Origin of the sequence: Luteimonas rhizosphaericola (assembly GCF_029888045.1) — a bacterium.
Taxonomy (GTDB): Bacteria; Pseudomonadota; Gammaproteobacteria; order Xanthomonadales; family Xanthomonadaceae; genus Luteimonas; species Luteimonas rhizosphaericola.
Genome location: NZ_JARXRN010000025.1, coordinates 56,849 through 77,094 on the forward strand (window position 1 = coordinate 56,849; position 20,246 = coordinate 77,094).

Annotated in this window: 20 protein-coding genes and 1 riboswitch; of the genes, 5 read left to right on the plus strand and 15 right to left on the minus strand. The window is 72.1% G+C overall.

The features are described 5' to 3' along the window. The first annotated feature begins 8 nt into the window (after nt 1-8). On the plus strand, nt 9-2,195 hold the full coding sequence (locus QFW80_RS09620; protein WP_280601606.1) for a metallophosphoesterase: 2,187 nt from the start codon (nt 9-11) through the stop codon (nt 2,193-2,195). Between the two features lie 159 nt (nt 2,196-2,354). Here QFW80_RS09620 and QFW80_RS09625 read toward each other — a convergent pair whose 3' ends face one another. From QFW80_RS09625 to QFW80_RS09650, 6 genes are all read right to left on the minus strand, one after another. Then, nucleotides 2,355-2,843, minus strand: a complete 489-nt coding sequence (locus tag QFW80_RS09625) for a hypothetical protein (protein ID WP_280601607.1) — start codon at nt 2,841-2,843, stop codon at nt 2,355-2,357. A gap of 36 nt (nt 2,844-2,879) precedes the next feature. Continuing rightward, nucleotides 2,880-3,242 carry a LysM peptidoglycan-binding domain-containing protein gene (locus QFW80_RS09630; protein ID WP_280601608.1) on the minus strand — a complete coding sequence of 121 codons (363 nt, stop codon included), beginning with the start codon at nt 3,240-3,242 and terminating at the stop codon, nt 2,880-2,882. A gap of 86 nt (nt 3,243-3,328) precedes the next feature. Continuing rightward, nucleotides 3,329-4,141 (minus strand): NADPH-dependent 7-cyano-7-deazaguanine reductase QueF, encoded by an 813-nt coding sequence (queF, locus tag QFW80_RS09635; protein WP_280601610.1) that lies wholly within the window; start codon nt 4,139-4,141, stop codon nt 3,329-3,331. Between the two features lie 36 nt (nt 4,142-4,177). Continuing rightward, nucleotides 4,178-5,485: an amidohydrolase gene (locus tag QFW80_RS09640; RefSeq protein ID WP_280601612.1), complete on the minus strand. Its 1,308-nt coding sequence runs from the start codon at nt 5,483-5,485 to the stop codon at nt 4,178-4,180. 55 nt (nt 5,486-5,540) lie between these two features. Next, nucleotides 5,541-6,869: an amidohydrolase gene (locus QFW80_RS09645; RefSeq protein WP_425603563.1), complete on the minus strand. Its 1,329-nt coding sequence runs from the start codon at nt 6,867-6,869 to the stop codon at nt 5,541-5,543. A gap of 131 nt (nt 6,870-7,000) precedes the next feature. After that, nucleotides 7,001-7,648: a mechanosensitive ion channel domain-containing protein gene (locus QFW80_RS09650; protein ID WP_280601615.1), complete on the minus strand. Its 648-nt coding sequence runs from the start codon at nt 7,646-7,648 to the stop codon at nt 7,001-7,003. A gap of 228 nt (nt 7,649-7,876) precedes the next feature. On the opposite strand from QFW80_RS09650, the gene QFW80_RS09655 reads away from it, so the two are divergent. Continuing rightward, nucleotides 7,877-8,770, plus strand: coding sequence for a fructose bisphosphate aldolase (locus tag QFW80_RS09655; RefSeq protein ID WP_280601617.1), 894 nt, complete (start codon nt 7,877-7,879; stop codon nt 8,768-8,770). A gap of 121 nt (nt 8,771-8,891) precedes the next feature. After that, nucleotides 8,892-9,521, plus strand: a complete 630-nt coding sequence (locus QFW80_RS09660; protein WP_280601619.1) for a nicotinamidase — start codon at nt 8,892-8,894, stop codon at nt 9,519-9,521. 48 nt (nt 9,522-9,569) lie between these two features. Here QFW80_RS09660 and purU read toward each other — a convergent pair whose 3' ends face one another. From purU to QFW80_RS09705, 9 genes are all read right to left on the minus strand, one after another. After that, nucleotides 9,570-10,421 carry a formyltetrahydrofolate deformylase gene (gene purU, locus QFW80_RS09665; RefSeq protein ID WP_280601620.1) on the minus strand — a complete coding sequence of 284 codons (852 nt, stop codon included), beginning with the start codon at nt 10,419-10,421 and terminating at the stop codon, nt 9,570-9,572. A 412-nt stretch (nt 10,422-10,833) separates the two neighbouring features. Continuing rightward, nucleotides 10,834-11,091 (minus strand): DUF2789 domain-containing protein, encoded by a 258-nt coding sequence (locus tag QFW80_RS09670; RefSeq protein WP_280601623.1) that lies wholly within the window; start codon nt 11,089-11,091, stop codon nt 10,834-10,836. A gap of 81 nt (nt 11,092-11,172) precedes the next feature. Next, the gene (locus QFW80_RS09675) at nt 11,173-11,577 is read right to left on the minus strand and encodes an acyl-CoA thioesterase (protein ID WP_280601625.1); all 405 of its coding nucleotides are present in this window, start codon (nt 11,575-11,577) and stop codon (nt 11,173-11,175) included. After that, nucleotides 11,574-11,921: a thioredoxin family protein gene (locus tag QFW80_RS09680; RefSeq protein ID WP_280601627.1), complete on the minus strand. Its 348-nt coding sequence runs from the start codon at nt 11,919-11,921 to the stop codon at nt 11,574-11,576. The genes QFW80_RS09675 and QFW80_RS09680 overlap by 4 nt, the downstream gene beginning before the upstream one ends. Further along, nucleotides 11,893-12,387 carry a flavodoxin gene (locus QFW80_RS09685; protein ID WP_280601629.1) on the minus strand — a complete coding sequence of 165 codons (495 nt, stop codon included), beginning with the start codon at nt 12,385-12,387 and terminating at the stop codon, nt 11,893-11,895. Before QFW80_RS09685 ends, QFW80_RS09680 begins: the two co-directional genes overlap by 29 nt. A 476-nt stretch (nt 12,388-12,863) precedes the next feature. Beyond that, entirely contained in the window at nt 12,864-13,925 is a 1,062-nt protein-coding gene (locus tag QFW80_RS09690) for a ribonucleotide-diphosphate reductase subunit beta (RefSeq protein WP_280601631.1), read from the minus strand. Nucleotides 13,926-14,083: 158 nt separating this feature from the next. Further along, a complete protein-coding gene (locus QFW80_RS09695) occupies nt 14,084-16,576 on the minus strand; it encodes a ribonucleoside-diphosphate reductase subunit alpha (RefSeq protein ID WP_280601632.1) in 2,493 nt (830 codons plus the stop codon). Between the two features lie 175 nt (nt 16,577-16,751). Beyond that, nucleotides 16,752-16,984: riboswitch (cobalamin riboswitch) on the minus strand. A 116-nt stretch (nt 16,985-17,100) separates the two neighbouring features. Continuing rightward, nucleotides 17,101-17,388, minus strand: a complete 288-nt coding sequence (locus tag QFW80_RS09700; RefSeq protein WP_280601633.1) for an EF-hand domain-containing protein — start codon at nt 17,386-17,388, stop codon at nt 17,101-17,103. A gap of 99 nt (nt 17,389-17,487) precedes the next feature. Next, a complete protein-coding gene (locus tag QFW80_RS09705; protein WP_280601635.1) occupies nt 17,488-18,063 on the minus strand; it encodes a hypothetical protein in 576 nt (191 codons plus the stop codon). A 188-nt stretch (nt 18,064-18,251) separates the two neighbouring features. Between QFW80_RS09705 and ompR the strand changes: the two genes are divergently transcribed. Together ompR and QFW80_RS09715 are read left to right on the plus strand one after the other, a co-directional pair. After that, entirely contained in the window at nt 18,252-18,974 is a 723-nt protein-coding gene (ompR, locus tag QFW80_RS09710; protein WP_280601637.1) for an osmolarity response regulator transcription factor OmpR, read from the plus strand. Continuing rightward, nucleotides 18,971-20,227 (plus strand): ATP-binding protein, encoded by a 1,257-nt coding sequence (locus QFW80_RS09715; protein WP_280601638.1) that lies wholly within the window; start codon nt 18,971-18,973, stop codon nt 20,225-20,227. The genes ompR and QFW80_RS09715 overlap by 4 nt, the downstream gene beginning before the upstream one ends. The last annotated feature ends 19 nt before the right edge of the window (nt 20,228-20,246 follow it).

Here is a 20,246-nt window from a genome sequence, read left to right on the forward strand (position 1 = left end):
ACGGCCGCATGATCCCGCGCCTGCGCCGCGCCGCGGTGGCCGGCGCGGCCGCGCTGTCGCTCGCGCTCTCCGGGTGCGCCTCCGCCGAGGTCGCGGCGGTGGGCGCGGACGCGGACGCGCTTGCACCGGCGCCGAGCGCGTCGCCGCGGCACGCGCCGCTGCGGATCGCGTTCATGCCCGACGTGCACTTCCATGACGTCTACGGCGACTTCCCGGACGGGACGTTCGACGGCCTGGTGAATCCGCGCAACGGCCGCCGCGCGACCATCCGCACGATGCAGGCACAGCTGGCCTCGACGCGCCTGTTCAACGAGAACCACTTCGCCTTCCTCGCCGCGCTCGACGACGCGGTGGCGCGCGGCGCGACCCATGTCGCCCTGCCGGGCGATTTCTCCGACGACGGCCAACCGGTGCACATGCGTGGGCTGGTCGCGATCCTCGACCGCTATGCGGCCGAACACGGGCTGGTGTTCCTGGCCACGCCCGGCAACCACGACCCGGTGCGCCCCTTCGACCGGCCCGGCGGCAAGCCCGACTGGCTCGGCCGCGACCCGCGCACCGGCCGGGTCGGCGCGCAGGCGGTCTACAGCCGCGGCGGCAACGCCGACTGCAGCGCCCTGTACCCGGGCGAACACGCCCGCCGCGGCGCGACGGTCTGCACCGAGCAGGTGCGCACCCTGGGCCACGCCGGCATCACCGGCATGCTCGCGGGGCACGGGTTCATGCCGCGGCCCGGGGACCGCTACTTCGAGACGCCGTACGGCTCCCGCGACGTGGCCGGCTACCGCTTCGAAACCGCCCTGCGCGAGGCCGACTGGACGCGCCGCCGGCACCGGATCTGCGGCGAGGCGACGGCGGACGCGGACGCGCCCCGCGGCCAACGCTGGTGCCGGCAGGTGCCCGACGCCACCTATCTGGTCGAACCGGTCGACGGCGTCTGGCTGGTGGCGCTGGACGCGAACGTCTACGTGCCCACCGGGCCGGACGAGTTCACCGGTTCGGGCGGCCAGGGCTTCGACGCGATGCTGGTGCACCGTCCGCACGTGGTCGCCTGGCTGCGCGACGTGGTCGCGCGCGGCGCGCGCCTGGGCAAGCAGGTGGTGGCCTTCAGCCACTTCCCGATGGGCGAGTACTACAACGGCGCGTCCGACGCGATCGCGCAACTGCTGGGGCCGGAGGCGATGCAGCTGCAGCGGCGGCCCGCGGACGCCACCACGCGCATGCTGGCGGACACCGGCCTGCGCCTGCACGTGGGCGGGCACATGCACTTCAACGACCTGGGGCGCCACCCGGCGAGCGACGGCGGCGCGCTGTTCAACCTGCAGGCGCCGTCGCTGGCGGCGCACGTGCCGGGCTACACGCTGATGACGCTGCATGGCGGCGGCCAGGTCGAGGTCGAGACCGTGCGCCTGGCGCAGGTGCCGCGCTTCGACGAACTGTTCGACCTGTACCGCGCCGAATACGACCAGGCGCCGGCGCCGCCGTGGGAGCGCTCGATCCTCGACGCGCGCGACTACGGCGAGTTCACCTGCCGCACGTTCGACCAGCTGGTGCGTCGGCGGCTCCTGCAGGCGTGGTCGTGCGGGATGCGCGAACTGGTGCAGAGCCCGCTGACCGGCGCCGACCTGCTGGTGCTGTCGCAGCTGCGCACCCGCATCCCGGTGGGTGGGCCGGGCTCGCTGCCGGGCGGCGGCGGGTTCTCGTCCGCCTTCCTCGAGTGTCCGGGCATCGCGCCGACGCCCACGGCACCGGCACCGCTGGACGCCGACTGGCGCCGCGCGGAGGCCGCCGCGCGCGCGCTGGCCGCCGCGCGCGGGCTGCGCCTGGAGGACTTCGCCCGGTGGCAGGCGCTGGACCTGGCGACCGACGTGCTGCGCGTGGCCAATGCCGGCGACCTGGCCTTCGACGAGATCACCGTCGCGCGCGCCAGCCAGTACGCGGTGCTGGCGCGGGCGCTGGCCGGCGCGGACGGGGACGCGGATACCGGCCGCGTCCGCGCCGACGACACCCCGGGCGGTATGGTGCGTGCACGCATCGGCCCGCTGATGGCGATCCTGCGCATCCTGGCCGAGGGCGCGCCGGCGCGACACGTCCGGCTCGACCTGGCGGACGGTGCCATGCAGGAACTGGTCGCACGCCCCGCCTCGCTGCGCGCGCTGCTGGACGAACCCGCGGGCACGCCGCCAGCGCGATAGCGCGGGCGCGCCCCGCGCTCCGCTCGATGCGCGTTGCCCGGATACGACGATCCCCGCCGCGGCGGGGATCGTTCCGGTGTTGCGGGAAGCGTGCCTCCGGCGCGGCAGCGGCCCTCGCGTGGGAGGGCGCGACGACCGCTGCGACGCGCCGTGCCCCGGTTACTGCACGTCGAACTCGCTGGTGTTGACCACCGCGCCGTCGAGCGAGACCTCCAGCCGGTACTTGCCGGTCGGCCAGCCATCGGGCTTGCTGATGTGGAAGTCGGTCATCTGCGGACCGGCGGCGATGTTCTTGGTTTCCTCGGCCACGGTCTGGCTGCTGTCCAGGTGCGTCCACTTCGCGGTCAGCTCCGCCGGCGCGGCGCCGTCGGTGGCGACCGAGGCGTGGATCGTGTCGCCGGTGGCGAACGTGCTCATCGGCGTGCCGACGCGGTTGTTGGCGTCGATCGCGTTGCCGAGGGTGACCGACCCGACGCTGGCGGATGGCGCGGCCGGCGCAGGGGCGGGGGCCGGTGCAGGCGCCGGCGTGGTCTCCGCCGGAGGGGTGGCGGGGGGGGTGGGCGCGGGCTCTTCCTTGCGGCAGCCGGCCAGGGCGACGGCGCCGAGCGTGGCGGCGAGCAGGGCCTGCGACAAACGGGTGCGGTTCATGGGATGTCCTCGCTGCAATGGATGGGGTGGCGCGGCTCAGGCCGCGGCCGGGTCGTCGGGCGTGCCGTCGCCGTCGGTGTCGATGGCGGGCAGGGTGATCACCTGGCCGGGATAGATGCGGTCGGGATTCTCGATCCCGGCGCGGTTGGCCTCGTGGATCTGGCGCCAGTACTTCGCCTTGCCGTACACGCGCTGGGCGATCGCCGAGAGCGTGTCGCCCTCCTCGATGGTGTAGCTGCGCGCGCTGCCCGCCGGCGTGCCGGGCACGGTGTCGGCGCCGCTGACCACGTTGGAGAAATCGGGCCTGGCGCCCGCGAGCGTGCCGCTGCCGCCGCCCGCGGAACGGGTGTTGGCGCCGCTCTGGACGTTGGAGAAATCGGGCTTCTTGTCGTTGCTCATGCCGGGCGCTCCTCACCATGGATGGTGCGGCGCGAAAGTGGCACGCCCGGCGTTAAGACCGCATCGCGGCGGCGTGGCGGTCGGCGCTACTGGCGCAGCTCGCGCCGCGGCGGCGGCGGGGGCTCGCCCGCGGTTGCGCGCCAGGGGTTGATGTCCAGCCCGCCGCGCCGGGTGTAGCGCGCTTCGACCGACAGCCGCCGCGGAGCGCAGCGCGCCAGCAGGTCGACGAAGATCTGCTCCACGCACTGTTCGTGGAAACCGGCGTGGTCGCGATAGGACACCAGGTAGCGCAGCAGGCCGGCCTGGTCGATGCGCGGGCCGCGGTAGGCGATGTGCACGCTGGCCCAGTCGGGCTGGCCGGTCACCGGGCAGTTGGACTTGAGCAGGTGGCTGCACAGGACTTCATCGGCCTCGTCGCCGGCGGCGGCCGACAGCAGCTCCGGCGCGGGCGGGCCGTAGCGGTCGACGTCGAGGTCGAGCGCGTCGATGCAGGTCGCCGTCTCCGCGTCGCCCAGCGGCGGCAGCCCGAACGCCACCGACACCGGCGCGCCGGCCGCCTGCGAGAGGTCGGCGGCGATGCGCCCGCGCGCCGCGTCGGGCGTGTCGAAGCGGCTGGCGTTGAGCGAGTTCAGGTACAGCTTGAGCGACTTCGATTCCACCAGCGACGGCGAGGTGGCCGGCACTGACAGGGTCGCGGTGGCGACCACCGGCTTGCCGCGGCCGTCGAGCCACGACAGCTCGTACGCGTGCCAGCGATCGAGGCCGTCGAACGGCAGCGCGTCGCCCAGGCCCAGCGCGGCACGCGCCGGCGCGCGCGGGATCGGGAACAGCAGGCCGGGGTCGTAGTGCGCCGGATAGGCGACCTCGCGGCCGAGCAGGGAATCTTCGGGACGTGCCATGCGCGCATTCTAGGCGCAGCCGGTCGACCGGCCGGGTCAGCCGCCCGCGCCGTCGAGGTAGTCCAGCGACACCTGCAGCATCGCCCGCAGGCCGACGTCGAGCGCGCCCTCGTCGAGCAGGAATTCGGGCGAGTGGTTGCTGGCCGCGGTGGCCGGATCCCGGCCCTGCGCGGTCGCACCGACGAAGAAGTACAGGCCCGGCACCTCGCGCGCGAAGAACGAGAAATCCTCCGCGCCGGTGATCAGGCCCGGGTCGACCACGTTGCCGGCGCCCACCGCGCGCTCCAGGCTCGGGCGCAGGCGTGCGGTGAGCTCCGGATCGTTGGCGGTGACCGGATAGTTGTGGTCCAGCGGGATCGTGGCCTCGACGCTCGCCCCGTGCGCGGCCGCGACGTGTTCGGCCACGTTGCGCAGGTCCTCGAAGATGTCCGCGCGCATGCCGTCGTCGAAGGTGCGGATGGTGCCGATCAGCTCCACCGAATCGGGAATGATGTTGTGGCGGATGCCGCCCTTGACCGCGCCGAAGGTGACCACCGCCGGCAGCCTGGTGATGTCGGTGCGGCGGCTCACGATGCTCTGCGCGCTGGACACCAGGTCGGCCGCGGCGACGATCGGATCCACCCCGTTCCACGGCCGCGAGCCGTGCGTCTGCCGGCCCTTCACGGTGATCTCGAAGCTGTCGGAGGCCGCCATCATCGGCCCCGGGCGCACCGACACCCGGCCCACGTTGAGCGCCGAACTCACGTGCAGGCCGAACACCGCATCCGGCCGGAACGACGCGAACACGCCCTGCGCCAGCATTTCCTCGGCGCCGCCCACCTCGCCTTCCGGCACGCCTTCCTCGGCCGGCTGGAACACGAACAGCACCTCGCCCGGCAGCTCGTCGCGCATCGCCACCAGCGCCTCGGCCACGCCCATCAGGATCGCCACGTGCGCGTCGTGGCCGCAGGCGTGCATCACGCCGACGGTCTCGCCGCGGAAGGTGGTGGTGGCGGTCGATGCGAACGGCAGCCCGGTGCGTTCGGTCACCGGCAGCGCGTCCATGTCCGCGCGCAGCGCGATCCGCGGCCCGGGCCGGCCGCCCTTGAGCACCGCGGTGACGCCGGTGGTGGCGATGCCGGTCTCCGGCGCCAGGCCCAGCGCGCGCAGGTGATCGGCGACCAGGGCGGCGGTGCGGGTCTCGCGGTTGCCGAGCTCGGGGTGCTGGTGGATGTCGCGGCGCCAGGCCACCACCTTGTCCTGCAGCCGCTGCGCGGCGTCGGCGACCTCGGCGCGCTGCGCCTCCTGGGCAGGCGCGGGCCATGCGGCGGCGATCAGGCAGCAGGCGAACAGGCAGCGGATCATGGCGGTCTCCGGGCGGCGGACGCCCGATCTTAAACGCGCGCCGCGCCGGCGCGGGCTAGGCGCCGGCGCCGTCGAGGAAGTCCACCGTCGCCTGCAGCAGCGCGCGCACGCCGAGGTCGAGCGCGGATTCGTCCGGGGCGTACAGCGGCGAGTGGTTCATCGGCGCACTGTCCAGCGCGTCGCCCCGCGGCGTGGTGCCGACGAAGAAGTACAGCCCCGGCACTTCGTTGGCGAACACCGAGAAGTCCTCGGCGATGGTGTAGCGCGGCACCTCGACCACGTTGCCGGTGCCGGCCGCGCGCTCCAGCGACGGGCGCAGCCGCTGCAGCAGGGCCGGGTCGTTGGCGGTGGCGGGCGCGTTGCCGGCCACCTCGAGGGTCGCGGTCGCGCCGCTGGCCGCGGCGAAGTGCTCGGCGGTGCTGCGGAAGCGGTCGATCACGTCCTGGCGCACGCCGGCGTCGAAGGTGCGCAGGGTGCCGACCATGGTCGCGGTGTCGGGAATGATGTTGAAGCGCGTGCCGGCCTGCAGCTGGCCCGCGGTCAGCACCACCGGGTGCGCGGTGATGTCGACCTGGCGCGCGACGATCGCCTGCGCGCCCAGCAGCACCTGGGCCGCGACGGTGATCGGGTCCACGCCCGCCCAAGGCTGCGAACCATGGGTCTGGCGGCCGGTGACGGTCAGCGTCCACTCGTCGGCGCTGGCCATGAACGGGCCGGCGCGCACGCCGATCTGGCCGGCGTGCAGGCGCGACCACACGTGCAGGCCCAGTACCGCGTCAGGGGTGAAGTCGTCCCAGATGCCTGCGTCGAGCATGCGCTTCGCGCCCGCCACCTCGCCGGCCACCGGCGGGCCTTCCTCGGCCGGCTGGAACACGAACATCACCTCGCCGGCGAGCTGCTCGCGCATGCCGGCCAGCGCCTCGGCCACGCCCATCAGGATCGCCACGTGCAGGTCGTGGCCGCAGGCGTGCATCACGCCCACCGGCTGGCCGCGGTATTCGCTCTTCACGGTGGAGGCGAACGGCAGGCCCGTGGCTTCGGTCACCGGCAGCGCGTCCATGTCGGCGCGCAGCGCGATCCGCGGGCCCGGGCGCGCGCCCTTCAGCACCGCGACCACGCCGGTCGGGCCGATCCCGGTGCGCGGCTCCAGCCCCAGCGCGCGCAGGTGGTCGGCCACCACGCCGGCGGTGCGGGTCTCCTGGTTGCCGAGTTCGGGATGCTGGTGCAGGTCGCGCCGCCAGGCGACCACCTTCGGCTGCACGGCCGTGGCCGCGGCGTCGATGCGCGGATCCGCGGCGCCGGTGTCGTCGGCCGGCGCGGTGGACTGCGCGCAGGCGAAGGCGGGCGCGAGGGCGAGGGCGAGCAGGGCGGGTCGGAAGCGGATCATGCGGCACCGGGGACGGGCGTGGCCGTCCATCCTAAGCCCACGCGCCGGGTGCGACCGCATCGTGCACGCGCTGGAGCCGGATGCCTGGGGCCCGCGTCGTCGCGACGCCGCGACGCCGCATCGAGCCGCTACGGGAAGCTCGCCGCCGCCGCGCCGCCACCGCCGCCGGCGCCGGGCGTGGAGGATCCGCCGTCGTCGCCGCTGCGCTCGCGCGGCGGCTGCGGCACCGGCTCGCCGCGCCAGCGCCGGGTCGCGCGCTGGAAGAACAGGCTGTTGGGCACCCGCAGCAGGCTCTCGCCGCCCGCTGGGTGGGTCTCTTCCAGGGTCACGAAGATCAGGTTCATGTCGACCACGCGCCCGGCGAAGCCCGCGCGTTCGCCGTTCTCCAGCACCTCGATGTGGTCGAGCAGCCGGAACGGGCGCGTGAGCAGCAGCAGCACCGAGCAGAACACGTTGGTCAGCACGCTCCACGCGGCGAAGAACGCCACCGCCGCCACCGCGGCGAAGCCGGTGAATGCGGTCCACAGCACGCTGCCCGACACGCCGAAGCGCTCGAGCACCAGCAGCAGCGCGCCGAAGCCGATCACGAAGCTCGACAGCCGGCGCGCGGTCACCACCACCTGGATCGGCAGGTCGTAGCGACGGTGGGCGCGATTGACCAGGCGCCGCGCCAGCCAGCGCAGCACGAGCGCGGCCAGCACGATCGCGAGCACATGCAGCCCGAGGGTGATCTCCGCGAGCCAAGCATGCATCCACGGCGGCAGGTAGGCTTTCATCGGCTCGAAGGGTCGGGCGGGCGCGGTGCGCGGATGGCGCATTCTAGGCCTTGCCCCCGCACGCGCCGTCGCGCGGCGCCGGCGCGACCCGTGGGCGCTGCGCGGGACGCGCGCGTCTCGGTCCAGGCGCGGCATGCTGCACGACAGCAACGCACCGCACGCGGGCCGGTATCATCGTCGGCTCCCGCGCAACGCGCATCCGTCCGCCAGCACAGGAAGCCACCGACCGTGTCCATCCATCCCGAACAGCGCGCCCGCATCGCCTCCGGCCAGGGTTTCATCGCCGCGCTCGACCAGAGCGGCGGCAGCACGCCCAAGGCGCTCAAGCTCTACGGCGTCGACGAGTCGGCGTATTCGAACGAACAGGAGATGTTCGCCCAGGTGCACGCGATGCGCAGCCGCATCGTCACCAGCCCGGCGTTCACCGGCGAGCGCGTGCTCGGCGCGATCCTGTTCGAGCGCACCATGGACGACGAGTTCGGCGGCAAGAACGCGGTCGCCTACCTGTGGGAAGACAAGGGCGTGGTGCCGTTCCTGAAGATCGACAAGGGCCTGGAGGACGAGGCCGACGGCGTGCAGCGCATGAAGCCGATCCCGGGCCTGGACGCACTGCTGGCGCGGGCCAAGGCCAAGGGCGTGTTCGGCACCAAGGAGCGCTCGGTGATCAAGCGCAACGATGCGAAGGGCATCGCCGACGTGCTCGACCAGCAGTTCGAACTCGGCCGCCAGGTGCTGGCCGCCGGCCTGGTGCCGATCATCGAGCCGGAGGTCGACATCAACGCGGCCGACAAGGCCGACATCGAAGTCGCGCTGAAGCAGGGCCTGCTCGAGCGCCTGGACACGATCGATCCGTCGACGCCGGTGATGCTCAAGCTGACGCTGCCGGACGTGGACGGTTTCTTCAAGGAACTGGTCGAGCACCCGTCGGTGCTCAAGGTGGTGGCGCTGTCGGGCGGCTACAGCCGCGACGAGGCCAATGCGAAGCTGGCGCGCAACCCGGGCGTGATCGCCAGCTTCAGCCGCGCGCTGAGCGAGGGCCTGAGCGCGCAGCAGGACGATGCCGCGTTCAACCAGGCGCTGGACGCCTCGATCGCATCGATCCACCGCGCCTCGATCGCCTGACCGGCGGACGGCGCCACGAGAACGCCGGCGCCCCGCGCCGGCGTTCTTGCAGCCGCACCGCGGATCGCGCGCCGCGGACGCAGTACCCCTCGGGGATCCGCCCTCCGCCCGACCCGCCAGCATGGCCGCCTTCCCCGACACCACCGCCCTGATCGTGGTTGACCTGCAGCCGGACTTCATGCCCGGCGGCGCGCTGCCATGCCACGCGGGCGACGCGATCGTGCCCGGCATCGCCGCGCTGCTGGCCGCGCGCGCCTACCGCACCGTGGTCGCGACCCAGGACTGGCATCCGCCGGGCCACGCGTCGTTCGCTTCCCGCCATGCCGGGCGCGCGCCGTTCGAGACCATTGACCTGCACGGCCAGCCACAGGTGCTGTGGCCCGACCACTGCGTGCAGGGCACCCCGGGCGCGGCGCTCGATTCGCGGGTGGACTGGTCCGCGGCGGACCTGGTGCTGCGCAAGGGCACGCGCGCGGACGTCGATTCCTACAGCGCGTTCCGCGAGAACCACGGCCCCGGCGGCACCCGCCCACCGACCGGCCTGGCCGGCTGGCTGCGCGAGCGCGGCATCGACGAGGTGCACCTGTGCGGACTGGCGCGCGACTACTGCGTGCTGTGGTCGGCGCAGGACGCCGTCGCGGCCGGCTTCCGCGTGCGCTTCCTGTGGGACCTGACCCGGCCGGTGACGCCCGAGGGCGACGCGCCCACGCGCGCCGCGCTCGACGCGGCCGGGATCACGCGGGTGGCCTGAGTCCGCGCCGACAGGCACGCGCGATGCGCGCCGCGCGGCCGGCTGAGTTCAGCGGAACACCACCGTGCGGTGGCCGTTGAGCAGGATGCGGTGCTCCACGTGCAGCCGCACCGCGCGCGCCAGCACCCGCGATTCGACGTCGCTGCCGATGCGGATCAGGGCCGCCGGCGTCATCGCATGGTCCACGTGGGCCACGTCCTGCTCGATGATCGGGCCCTCGTCGAGGTCGCGGGTCACGTAGTGCGCGGTGGCGCCGATGATCTTGACCCCGCGCGCGTGCGCCTGGTGGTAGGGCTGGGCGCCCTTGAAGCTCGGCAGGAAGCTGTGGTGGATGTTGATCGCGCGCCCGGCCAGCGCGTCGCACAGCGCGGGCGAGAGGATCTGCATGTAGCGCGCCAGCACCACCAGGTCGATGCGCTCGCGTTCGACCAGGTCGAGGATCGCCTGCTCCTGCGCCTGGCGGTTGTCGCCGTCCACCGGCAGGTGGTGGTAGGGCACGCCGTAGGACCCCGCGAGCTGGGCGTAGTCGCCGTGGTTGGAGGCGACGGCGGCGATGTCCGCGCGCAGCTGCCGGCTGTGGGTGCGGAACAGCAGGTCGTTGAGGCAGTGGCCCTGCCGGCTCACCAGCACCAGCAGACGCGCGCGCCGGCGCGCGTCGTGCAGGCGCCAGTCCATCGCGTGCGCGTCGGCCAGCGGCGCGAACGCTTCGCGCACCGCGTCGACGCGGCCCGCGGCGGGGGTGTCGAAATGCACGCGCAGGAAGAAGCGCCCGGACTCGGGATCGCCGAACTGCTGCGCATCGACGATGTTGCAGCCGTGCGCGAACAGCAGGCCCGACACGTGGTGGACGATGCCGGTGCGGTCCGGGCAGGACAGGGTGAGAACGAAGTCGCGGGCCATCGCGGGCGGCGGCGTGTGGACGAGCGCAGGACTATGTCACAGCCGGTGCCCGCGCCGCCGGCACGGTTGCCGCTGCAACCGTCGCGCAGTTTCCCCCGATCCGCCCGGGCGTCGCATCGCGTAGCCCGGATAAGGCCGAAGGCCGCATCCGGGATCCCGTCATCCCGGATGGCCGCGTCGGAAATCGCCACGCGGTTCCGCCACCTTCCGTCGACCGACCGGTTCACCCCGCCAGCGAAGCGCCGCGAGCACCGTGCCGGCTACGACGTGCGTCGTCCGGATGAGCCCACAGGCCGCATCCGGGGATGCCGTCATCCCGAATGGCCAAATCGGGGAAATACCACGGGGTTCCGCCACTCCCAGTCGACCGACCGGTTCACCCGTCGGCGAGGCGTCGTCCACGCCGCGCCGTCTACAGCCCCGTCTGCCGCCGCACCGCATCCTCGTGCAGCGATTCGTTGAGCTGGTCGACCACCGTGGTCCACTTCGCGTCCAGCTGCAGCTGCTCGGCCAGGAACTGGCGCTGGGCGTCGCTCCAGAACGGCGCCTCGGTGATGTACACGTCCGCGGGCAGCTGGTGCCCGCCGATGAAGGCGGCGATCGCGGCCTCGCCTTCGTCGAGGCCGAGCTGCTGGAACAGGTGGGTCATGCTCGGCGTGGTCTCGTCCATCGCGGAGTCCTGGAGGCGCAAAGGAGGGTGCGCAGCATCGCCGCCCGGCCGGCAACGGCGCGTGAGCGCGGGCGCGGCGCGTCAGCCATCCGCCAGCGGCGGCACCGGCGCCGGGGCGCCGTCGGCGTCGAGCGCGATCATCACGAAGCGCCCGCGGGTACACAGCGCGCGCTCGCCGCTGAGCAGGTCCTCGGCGACCAGCGCGACGTCCACCTGCATCGACGTGCGCCCGACCGCGACCACGCGCGCGATCGTCTCGACCAGCTGCCCCTGGCGGATCGGCAGCCGGAAGTCCACCTGCTCCGAGCGCGCCGTCACCACGCTGCGGCGCGCATAGCGCGAGGCGGCGATGAAGGCGGCCTTGTCCATCCACGCCAGCGCGGTGCCACCGAACAGGGTGCCGATGTGGTTGGTGTGGTCCGGGAACACGATCTCCAGCAGGCGCGCTTCGGTGTCCGGGGCGGTGGCGGGCGGCGCCACGCTCATGCGTCCGCGCCCACCGGCGCCAGGTACAGGCCGACGGCCCGCGCGATCTGGCCGGGCGCCTGGAAGCCGGGCAGGCGCGCGGCTTCGGCGCCGTCCCGGTAGAGCGCGAGCGTCGGCGTCTGGCGCAGGCCGAGGCCGCGGAAGAACGTCTCGCCGACGGTTTCCAGCTTCACCTTCAGCAGCACCAGGCCCGCGGCCTCCTCGCCGGCGGCGAACTTCGCCAGCGACATGTCCAGCATGCGGCAGGCGGGGCAGTCGTCCTTGTAGTAGTCGACCAGCAGCCGCGGATGCGCGGCCAGCGCGGCGGCATAGTCGTCAGGCGTGGAGGCGTGGAGTGTCTGCATGGGCGGTCGTTTCGATGAGTGTGTGGGTCAGGGCCAGGACGCTGTCGGTCCAGGCCCGGATCGTGGCGGCGTCGCGTTCGCCGTGCGGCATCTGTTCGATCTCCAGCCGCGGATAGGGCGTGTCGAAGAACGCCGCGATCCGCCGCGCCGCGCCGCAGTAGTACTCCTCGCCCCACTGCGTCTCGCCGGTGCCGAACACCGCGATGTGTTCCGGCTTGCCGACGGCCAAGACAAGGTCCTCGATGAAACGCTTCATCTCCGGCGGCGTGCGTCCGCCGTTGGTGCTCCAGCTGCCGAGCACGTACAGATCGTGCGCCGCATTCCGTGGGCAGACGGTGGCGAGCGCCTGGACGTCAGCCTCGATCCACGTCACCGCGTGCCCCAGTGCCTCGCACCGCGCGCGGATCGTACGCGCCACATCGCGCGTGTTCCCGCTGAGCGAACTGAACGCGATCAGGATGCGCATGGAAGCCCTGATCGCCAATGACTACCAGATGGCCAGTGCGGGCCAGACTCCGCTGCAGTGCCGGGCGCAGCTGTTGCCATTGCCGTTGGCTTTGCCGTTGATGTTGCTGTTGCTGTTGCTGTTGCCGTTGCTCGCGATGTTGCGTTGGCAGTTGCTCCTGCTCTCTCGAGCCTTAAAGCGAGCCGAGCATCGCAGGGCGGCGGGGCCGAAGAGCGGCCCATGTCCGAGCGCAGCGAGTTTGGGCCGCGTGCCCCGTCGACCGAGAAGCGCAGGGCACCGGCGAGGCGAAGCCTCGCCGGCTCGCGTCCGGCGACAGGACTTTTGGTTCCTTTTGGTCCTTCAAAAGGAACTCGCGCGCAGCGCGAAAGCTCTGCTCCTGAAATCGTTTGAATCGATTCAGGCGTCATCGCAAGTCGTCGGAGGCTGGTTGTCGATCCCAAGCATTGCACTGCCCCAACACAGACCCGGACCGGGCGCTAGAGATCATCGAACCCGTTATCCGAATTCGTCTTCTTGTACGACGCATTCCGCATCTCGAAGAAGTCCGTCTTGGTCTCGGTGAAATTGTCCGCATACGCCCGGATCCACGGCATCACGTTGTCGGTCGCCTCGCCGTACATCGACTCGATCCCGAGCATCCCGGCCATCTTGTTGGCGCGGTACTTCACGTAGCGCACCATCTCGTCCACGTCGATGCCGTCGATGCCGTCCAGCACCTCGCCGGTCCAGCGCGTTTCCAGTTCGATCGCGTGCGCGAACGCCCCATGCACGTAGTCGGTGAGCGCATCGCCCTGCAGGGCCTGGTTCTCGCCGACGATCGCCCGGATCAGCTCGCTGATGAACTTGCTGTGCGCCAGCTCGTCCCGGTTGATGAAGCTGATGATCTTGCCGGTGCCGGTCATCCGGTTCTGGCGCACCAGGTTGTAGAAGTACGCGAAGCCGGAATAGAAGTTGATGCCCTCCAGGATCGACGACTGCACCAGCGCGCGGATCAGCGTCTCGGCCGACTTCTCGCGCATGAAATCGTCGTACGAGGCCATGATCGGCTGGTTGCGCGCGACGATCGTGGGGTGCGTGCGCGCGATTTCGAAGATCCGGTTCTGGTTGGCCAGGTCCGTGATCGAGGCCAGCACGTAGCTGTAGCTCTCGTTGTGGATCACCTCCTGCTGGCCGATGATCGCCGCATTGGCGTGCGCGGCCGGGTCGGTGATGTATTCGGCCACGTTGTAGATGAAGCGCGTCTGCGGCGAATCCAGCGTGGCCAGCAGGCCGATGATCGAATCGAACGCGTTCTTCTCGCGCGCCGACAGCTCGCCGTACTGGCGCGCGTCGCCCTTCATGTCGACCTCGTCGGGAATCCAGAAGTTGGTCGAGAGCTCCTTGTAGGCACGGTAGAACGACGGATACGGGATGTCGTTCCAGTTGAGGATGCCCGAGGTCGTGCCGTTGATGATCCCGGTCGAGCGGTTGGGATGGCGCGGCTCGAGGATGCGGATGCGCTCGAGCGGCGTACGGGTGAGGGGTGCGGTGGCGGACATGATTGGCTTGCTCTTCTCCGGTCGCGGACGAACGGATCTGTCTGGAGGAAAGCCCCCCTGAGTCAGGGGGGCGCGCCGAAGGCGCAGGGGTGTGGATGCTGATGAGCAGGGTCCGCGGTTTGCAAAGCAAACCGTGGAAGCTAAAGCGCGAATGCGCTTTAGCTGCTACACCACTCGCATTCCGCGATATCGATGTCGTTCGAGCGCACGTAGTACGTGGTCTTCAGCCCCTCGCGCCAGGCGGTCAGGTGCAGGTCGAGCAGGGTGCTGGCGCGGATGGTGCTGGGCACGTAGAAGTTGAAGCTGATCGACTGGTCGACGTGGCGCTGGCGGCGCGCGTTCTGGCGCACCGAGGCGAACTGGTCGAGCTTGTAGGCGCCCTTCTCGTAGTACGGCCAGGTCTCCAGCGACAGCCCCGGCGCGGCCACCGGGCGCCGGTAGTCCTTCTTCTCTTCGTAATAGAACGCGGAGTAGATCGGGTCGATCGACGCCGTGGAGCCGGCGATCTGCGCGGTCGACATGTTCGGCGCCACCGCCATCAGCCAGCCGTTGCGCACGCCGTTCACCGCCACCTGGGCCGCCAGCTCCAGCCACTGCGGGCTGTTGTAGCCGCGTGCGCGGAAGTACTCGCCGCTGTGCCAGTCGCTGCCGGCGAACACACCGTAGGTGCCCTTCTCCTTCGCCAGCGCCATCGAGGCCTGGATGGTGAGGAAGTTGATCCGTTCGTACAGCGCGTCGCTGTAGCCCTCGGCCTCTGGCGAGTTCCAGTCGATGCCCTTGAGCGCCAGCAGGTGGTGCCAGCCGAACGTCCCCAGGCCGATCGCGCGGTACTTGCGGTTGGTGATCGTCGCCTGCGGCACCGGCAGCGCGTTGAGGTCGATCACGTTGTCGAGCATCCGCACCTGGATCGGGATCAGCCGCTCGAGCACGTCGGTGATCAGGTCGCCCTGGCCCTCGGGCGGCAGCACCGCGCGGCCGAGGTTCACGCTCGACAGGTTGCACACCACGAAATCGCCCGCCTGCTTCGTGGTCACGATCTGGTTGCCGGAGATGATCTCCTGCATCAGCCGGGTCGGACTCATGTTCTGCAGGATCTCGGTGCACAGGTTCGACGAATAGATGCGGCCGGCGTGCTTGTTCGGGTTCTTCCGGTTCACCTCGTCGCGGTAGAACATGAACGGGTTGCCGGTCTCCAGCTGCGAGACCATGATCCGCTTGAAGATGTCGATCGCCTTGACGGTCCGGCGCGCGATGCGCTCGTCGGCCACCACCTCCTCGTACTTCGTCCGGAACGTGCCCTGACCGCGCGTCTCGTCGTAGAAGTCCTGCAGGTACCAGCCCTTGATCCGCTTCACCTCGTGCGGATCGAACAGGTACCAGTCGCCGCGGCGCTCCACCGCTTCCATGAACAGGTCGGGGATGCACACCGAGGTGAACACGTCATGCGCGCGCAGGCGCTGGTCGCCGTTGTTCAGGCGCAAGTCCAGGAACGCCTCGATGTCGCGGTGCCAGATGTCCAGGTACACCGCCACCGCGCCCTTGCGCTGGCCGAGCTGGTCGACCGAGACCGCGGTGTTGTTGAGCTGCTTGATCCAAGGCACCACGCCGCCGGAGGAATTGGGCACGCCGCGGATCGCCGAACCCGAGGAACGCACGTAGCCCAGGTACGCGCCCACGCCGCCGCCGCCCTTGGACACGCGCGCGATGTCGGTGTTGGAGTCGAAGATGCCCTGCAGCGAATCGTCGACGGTATCGATGAAGCACGAGGACAGCTGGCCGCCGACCTTGCCGGCGTTCTGCAGCGTCGGCGTGGCCACGGTCATGTACAGGTTCGACAGCGCCCAGTACGCCTCGCCCACCAGCTGCATGCGGCGCTCGCGCGGGCGTTCTTCCTGCATCAGATACAGCGCGATGGTGAGCCAGCGCTCCTGCGGCAGTTCGTACACGTTGCGCGCGTGGTCGGTGGCCAGATAGCGCGTGGCCAGCAGGTACAGGCCGTTGTAGGCGAACAGGCGGTCGCGCTCGGGATCGATCATGCGCCCGGCCTCCTGCAGCTCCTCCTTCGAGTACGCGCGCAGGATGTCGTTGGAATAGATGTTGCGGTCGGCCAGTGACTCCTGCAGGCCCACGTACGAGCCGTACTTCTGCTCGGCGTCGTAGAAGCGGTTGCGGCTGGCGCGCTTGTACAGCCGGCGCAGGTACAGGCGCGCGGCGAACATCTCCCATTCCGGCGCGGCCACGTCCACGCGGGCCTCGGCTTCACGGATCAGGTGGTCGGTGAGGTCGTCGGCGTTCACCGCCTCCTTGCGTTCGACGAAACCCAGCACGCTGCGCGTGTAGCCGTCGATATCGAGCTGCGGGAACTCGGCATGCACGCGCTCGATGCTGCGCTGCAGGCGCGCGCGGTCGAATGGCATGCGGCGGTTGCCGGCGTCCTTGGTGATCCAGGTGGACACGGCCGCGTCCGCGGCGGACGTGGCCTGTGCATCGGCTGGCCGCGGCGCGGGAATGGCGTCGTCACCGGCGTCGTGCGTCGCGGCGGCATCGGCCGCCGCTGCGGAGGCGTGGCGCGTGGCGCCATCGTCGTCGGTGACCGCCGGGGTTGCGGCCAGGGCCGGCGCATCGGCCGGGGCGTTGGTCTGGTGGCTCATGCTGGTCTCCACGCGGTCGCACACGTCCGGCCCGTCCCGCGCGGGTGGCGGCGGCCGTGGCGTGCAACGGTGGACGAGCGGCGTCGCAGGAACGGGGACTGCGCGCGGGCGCATCCCGGAGCCTGCTTCACCAGCCCCCTCCCCCCGGAGATCCGCGGCCGGCACCGCGCGGCGTGCAGGCGCGCGGCCGTCGGCAGGTCTTCGGACTCACGGGCACGGACGCATGGCGTCCACCTCCCCCGCCGCTTCCCGGAGCCTGGGCTCCAGTGCTGGTGGCGGGTTCGTTCCCGATTACCGCTGCGGGGCAGTGCCGGACTGGCCGCCGACCCTTGCGGGCGGGGCGTCACCGGCTTCCCTTTTCATCTCCGGAAGCCAGGGCCTCGGAGAACCGACGGGCACAACATAGTGGGGTGTCACCGAACCGTCAACACGAAATGTTGTGGAACATGGCCGGAGGCATCGTTCCACGGGAGGCGCCGCGGGACCCGCTTCGGCGTCGGTCGCCGGCATCGGGCCCGGTCCGGTCAGCGGCGCCGCGCGCGGGCCGCGTCCGCCATCGCGCGCAGCTCCTCGGCGGTAAGCCGGCCGTCGCCATCGGTATCGAGCCTGTCGAAATGCGCGTACACGCGCGGCAGGCCGGCCTCGGCCTCGGCGCGGTCGATGGCACCGTCGCCGTTGCGGTCGGCGGCCTGCCAGCGCTCGCGGATGACCTCGCGCTGGTCGGCGCTGAGCTGGCGCTGGGCGCAGGCCGAGGACGACAGGGCGGCGAGCGCCAGCACGACGGCGAGCGTGAACGGGCTGCAGTAGCGCATGGGATCTCCTGGGCGTGGGTGATGCGGGATGCGTCGCGGACGGCGCGGGAGCGGTCCGGGGGAAGGCGGAGACGCGCCGCCCGCGACGCGAGGGGGACGTCAGCGGCGGCGGCAGGCGATGGCGTCGCCGTTGGCGTTCGCGCACTCGACCGTTCGCACCACGACGTCGTCGCTGCGCGTGGTGGTGGCCGCGTAGTGGTTGCCGTTGGCGGCGGTCGCCTGGGTGCTGCGGCTGGCGTCGACGTGGCCGTCCGCGTCACGCGCGGCAGTGCCGGCGGTGGAGACGCTGCCGCCGTTGCGGCCGTGCACGGTGGCGCTGCCGGTGCGGGTGGCGCTGCCGTCGGGGTCGCGATGGAAGCTGCCGCGGCGCGTGGCCTCGCCGCCTTGCGTGCCGCGCACATCGCCGGCACTGCGGCCGGCGACGCTGCCGTGGCCATCGCCGGCGATCGCGCGGTGGCGCACCGCGACGCCGCGTTCGCCGCTGGCGACATGGCGGCTGCGCGCATACGCGCCCTGCGCGCCGGCGCCCGCGGCGCGGGTCGCCGCGATGCGCCCGCCTTCGCCGCCGTGGGCGACGACGCGCCCGCGCACGCGTTCGGCCGACGCCTCGGGCACGATGCCGGCGAGCGCGCCGCACAGCGTCAGCGCCGCCAGCAGGATCGGGGTCTTGGACATGGTGGACTCCTGTGGTCTCGGACGCGATGCGGGGCGCATCGCGTGCCGGGATGATCGCCAGCCGGCGACCCCCATGCGCGTCGTTCCTGTCGCCGGATGTGTCCGGCGCGGCGCCCGGACACATCCGGTTGCATTTCCGCCCTGCGGCGGGTTTGCGGGCGGCCGAGGGGGGCGGCGATAGTGCGCCCATGGCCGAAGACGCCCCCCGGATCCTGCTGGTCGACGACGACGAGCGGCTGCGCGAGCTGCTGGTGCGCTACCTGGAGGCGCAGGGCTTCGCCGTGCGCGGCGTGGCCGACGGCACGCGGATGCGGCAGGCGCTCGACCGCGGCCACCACGACCTGATCGTGCTCGACCTGATGCTCCCGGGCGAGGACGGGCTGGACATCTGCCGGCGCCTGCGCGGACAGGGGGACACCACGCCGATCGTGATGCTCACCGCCAAGGGCGACGAGATCGACCGCATCGTCGGGCTGGAGATCGGCGCCGACGACTACCTGCCCAAGCCGGTCAACCCGCGCGAGCTGCTGGCGCGGATCCGCGCCGTGCTGCGGCGCGCGCCGGGGGTGCTGGCGGGGGCGCCGCAGCCCGAAGGCGGGCAGGTCGGGTTCGGCCGGTTCCGGCTCGACCTCGGCGCACGCGCGCTCAGCCGCGACGGCGAACCGCTGCGCATCACCTCGGGCGAGTTCGCGCTGCTGTCGGTGCTGGTCCGGCATCCGCGGCAGCCGTTGAGCCGCGACCGTCTGATGAGCCTGGCGCGCGGCCGCGGCCACGACGCGTTCGAACGCAGCATCGACGTGATGGTCGCGCGCCTGCGCAAGCTGATCGAAGACGATCCGAAGCAGCCGCGCATCCTGCAGACGGTGTGGGGCGTGGGCTATGTGTTCGTGCCGCCGCAGGAGGCGGCATGAGCGCGATGCGCTCGGTATTCGCGCAGCTGGTGCTGGTGATCGCGCTGGTGCTCGCCGGGGCGGCGACGCTGGCGCTGCTGCTGGGGCGCGAGTTCGCCGCGCGGCCGGCCAACACGCAGCTGCTGCGCGGGATCGAGGGGATGGCGGTCGCGGTCGAGGCGCTGGCCCGCGACGGCCGGCGTGCGCACGCGCTGGCCCGGCTGCGCGAGGCGGGCATCGAACTGCGCGAGGACGCACCGCCGCCCGCGCGCACGCGGCCGCTGGCGGTGATGCGGCGGTTCGAGTCCCGCGCGCGCGGCGTGCTCGGCGCGGAGCGCGAACTGCGCCTCGGCGCGGGCGACGACGGCCACGTGCTGTGGCTGCGGCTGGACCTGCAGCCGCCGGTGTGGGTGGCGCTGGTGCACGACCGCCCCGGCACCGGCCTGAGGCAGTACTCGGCGCTGCTGCTGGGCGGCTGCGTGCTGCTGGTGTGGGCGGCTGCGGCGTGGGTCGCGCGGCGGCTGGTGCAGCCGCTGCGCCGGCTCGCCAGCGCGGCGCCGGCGCTGGTGCGCGGCGAGCACGTGGTGCCCGCGATCGGTCCGGCGCCGGCGGAGGTGGTGGGCCTGGCGCGCGCGCTGGGCGAGGCCAACCGCGAGGTGCGCGAGGCGGCCGACGAGCGCCGGGTGATGCTGGCGGGCATCTCGCACGACCTGCGCACGCCGCTGACGCGGCTGCAGTACGCGCTGGCGCTCGTGCCCGGCACCGATCCGGCGCTGCAGGCCGGCATGTACCGCGACATCGCCGAGATCGACGCGATCCTGTCGCAGTTCATCGCCTACGCGCGCGACGGGCGCGACGAGCGCGTGGAACTGGTGGACCTGGCGCAGGTCTGCCGCCATGCACTGGCCGCGGCCGACGGCGACTGGACGATCGACCTGCCCGATTCCGCTTCGATCCAAGGCCGGCCGATGGCGCTGCTGCGCGCGGTGGAGAACCTGGTGGCGAACGCGCAGCGCCACGGCGCGCCGCCACGGTCGCTGTCGCTGGTACGCGAGGGCGATGGCTGGCGGGTGGAGGTCACCGATGGCGGGCCGGGCATCGAACAGGCCCAGGCGCAGCGCGTGCAGCGACCGTTCGTGCACGGCGACCGCGGCGGCGCCGGCCTCGGCCTGGCGATCGTCGCCCGCGTGGCGCACCAGCACCGCGGGGAGCTGCGGCTGCTGCCCGGGTCGCCCACCGGTCTGCGCGCGCAGCTGTGGCTGCGTGGCGCCTGATCCCTCGCGACACCCGCAG

What these genes read in the sequence shown, in the direction of transcription:
- QFW80_RS09620 (WP_280601606.1), top strand. Translation starts at nt 9, where the DNA reads ATGATCCCGCGCCTGCGCCGCGCCGCGGTGGCCGGCGCGGCCGCGCTG.
- QFW80_RS09625 (WP_280601607.1), bottom strand. Translation starts at nt 2,843, where the DNA reads ATGAACCGCACCCGTTTGTCGCAGGCCCTGCTCGCCGCCACGCTCGGC.
- QFW80_RS09630 (WP_280601608.1), bottom strand. Translation starts at nt 3,242, where the DNA reads ATGAGCAACGACAAGAAGCCCGATTTCTCCAACGTCCAGAGCGGCGCC.
- queF (WP_280601610.1), bottom strand. Translation starts at nt 4,141, where the DNA reads ATGGCACGTCCCGAAGATTCCCTGCTCGGCCGCGAGGTCGCCTATCCG.
- QFW80_RS09640 (WP_280601612.1), bottom strand. Translation starts at nt 5,485, where the DNA reads ATGATCCGCTGCCTGTTCGCCTGCTGCCTGATCGCCGCCGCATGGCCC.
- QFW80_RS09650 (WP_280601615.1), bottom strand. Translation starts at nt 7,648, where the DNA reads ATGAAAGCCTACCTGCCGCCGTGGATGCATGCTTGGCTCGCGGAGATC.
- QFW80_RS09660 (WP_280601619.1), top strand. Translation starts at nt 8,892, where the DNA reads ATGGCCGCCTTCCCCGACACCACCGCCCTGATCGTGGTTGACCTGCAG.
- purU (WP_280601620.1), bottom strand. Translation starts at nt 10,421, where the DNA reads ATGGCCCGCGACTTCGTTCTCACCCTGTCCTGCCCGGACCGCACCGGC.
- QFW80_RS09670 (WP_280601623.1), bottom strand. Translation starts at nt 11,091, where the DNA reads ATGGACGAGACCACGCCGAGCATGACCCACCTGTTCCAGCAGCTCGGC.
- QFW80_RS09675 (WP_280601625.1), bottom strand. Translation starts at nt 11,577, where the DNA reads ATGAGCGTGGCGCCGCCCGCCACCGCCCCGGACACCGAAGCGCGCCTG.
- QFW80_RS09680 (WP_280601627.1), bottom strand. Translation starts at nt 11,921, where the DNA reads ATGCAGACACTCCACGCCTCCACGCCTGACGACTATGCCGCCGCGCTG.
- QFW80_RS09685 (WP_280601629.1), bottom strand. Translation starts at nt 12,387, where the DNA reads ATGCGCATCCTGATCGCGTTCAGTTCGCTCAGCGGGAACACGCGCGAT.
- QFW80_RS09690 (WP_280601631.1), bottom strand. Translation starts at nt 13,925, where the DNA reads ATGTCCGCCACCGCACCCCTCACCCGTACGCCGCTCGAGCGCATCCGC.
- QFW80_RS09695 (WP_280601632.1), bottom strand. Translation starts at nt 16,576, where the DNA reads ATGAGCCACCAGACCAACGCCCCGGCCGATGCGCCGGCCCTGGCCGCA.
- QFW80_RS09700 (WP_280601633.1), bottom strand. Translation starts at nt 17,388, where the DNA reads ATGCGCTACTGCAGCCCGTTCACGCTCGCCGTCGTGCTGGCGCTCGCC.
- QFW80_RS09705 (WP_280601635.1), bottom strand. Translation starts at nt 18,063, where the DNA reads ATGTCCAAGACCCCGATCCTGCTGGCGGCGCTGACGCTGTGCGGCGCG.
- ompR (WP_280601637.1), top strand. Translation starts at nt 18,252, where the DNA reads ATGGCCGAAGACGCCCCCCGGATCCTGCTGGTCGACGACGACGAGCGG.
- QFW80_RS09715 (WP_280601638.1), top strand. Translation starts at nt 18,971, where the DNA reads ATGAGCGCGATGCGCTCGGTATTCGCGCAGCTGGTGCTGGTGATCGCG.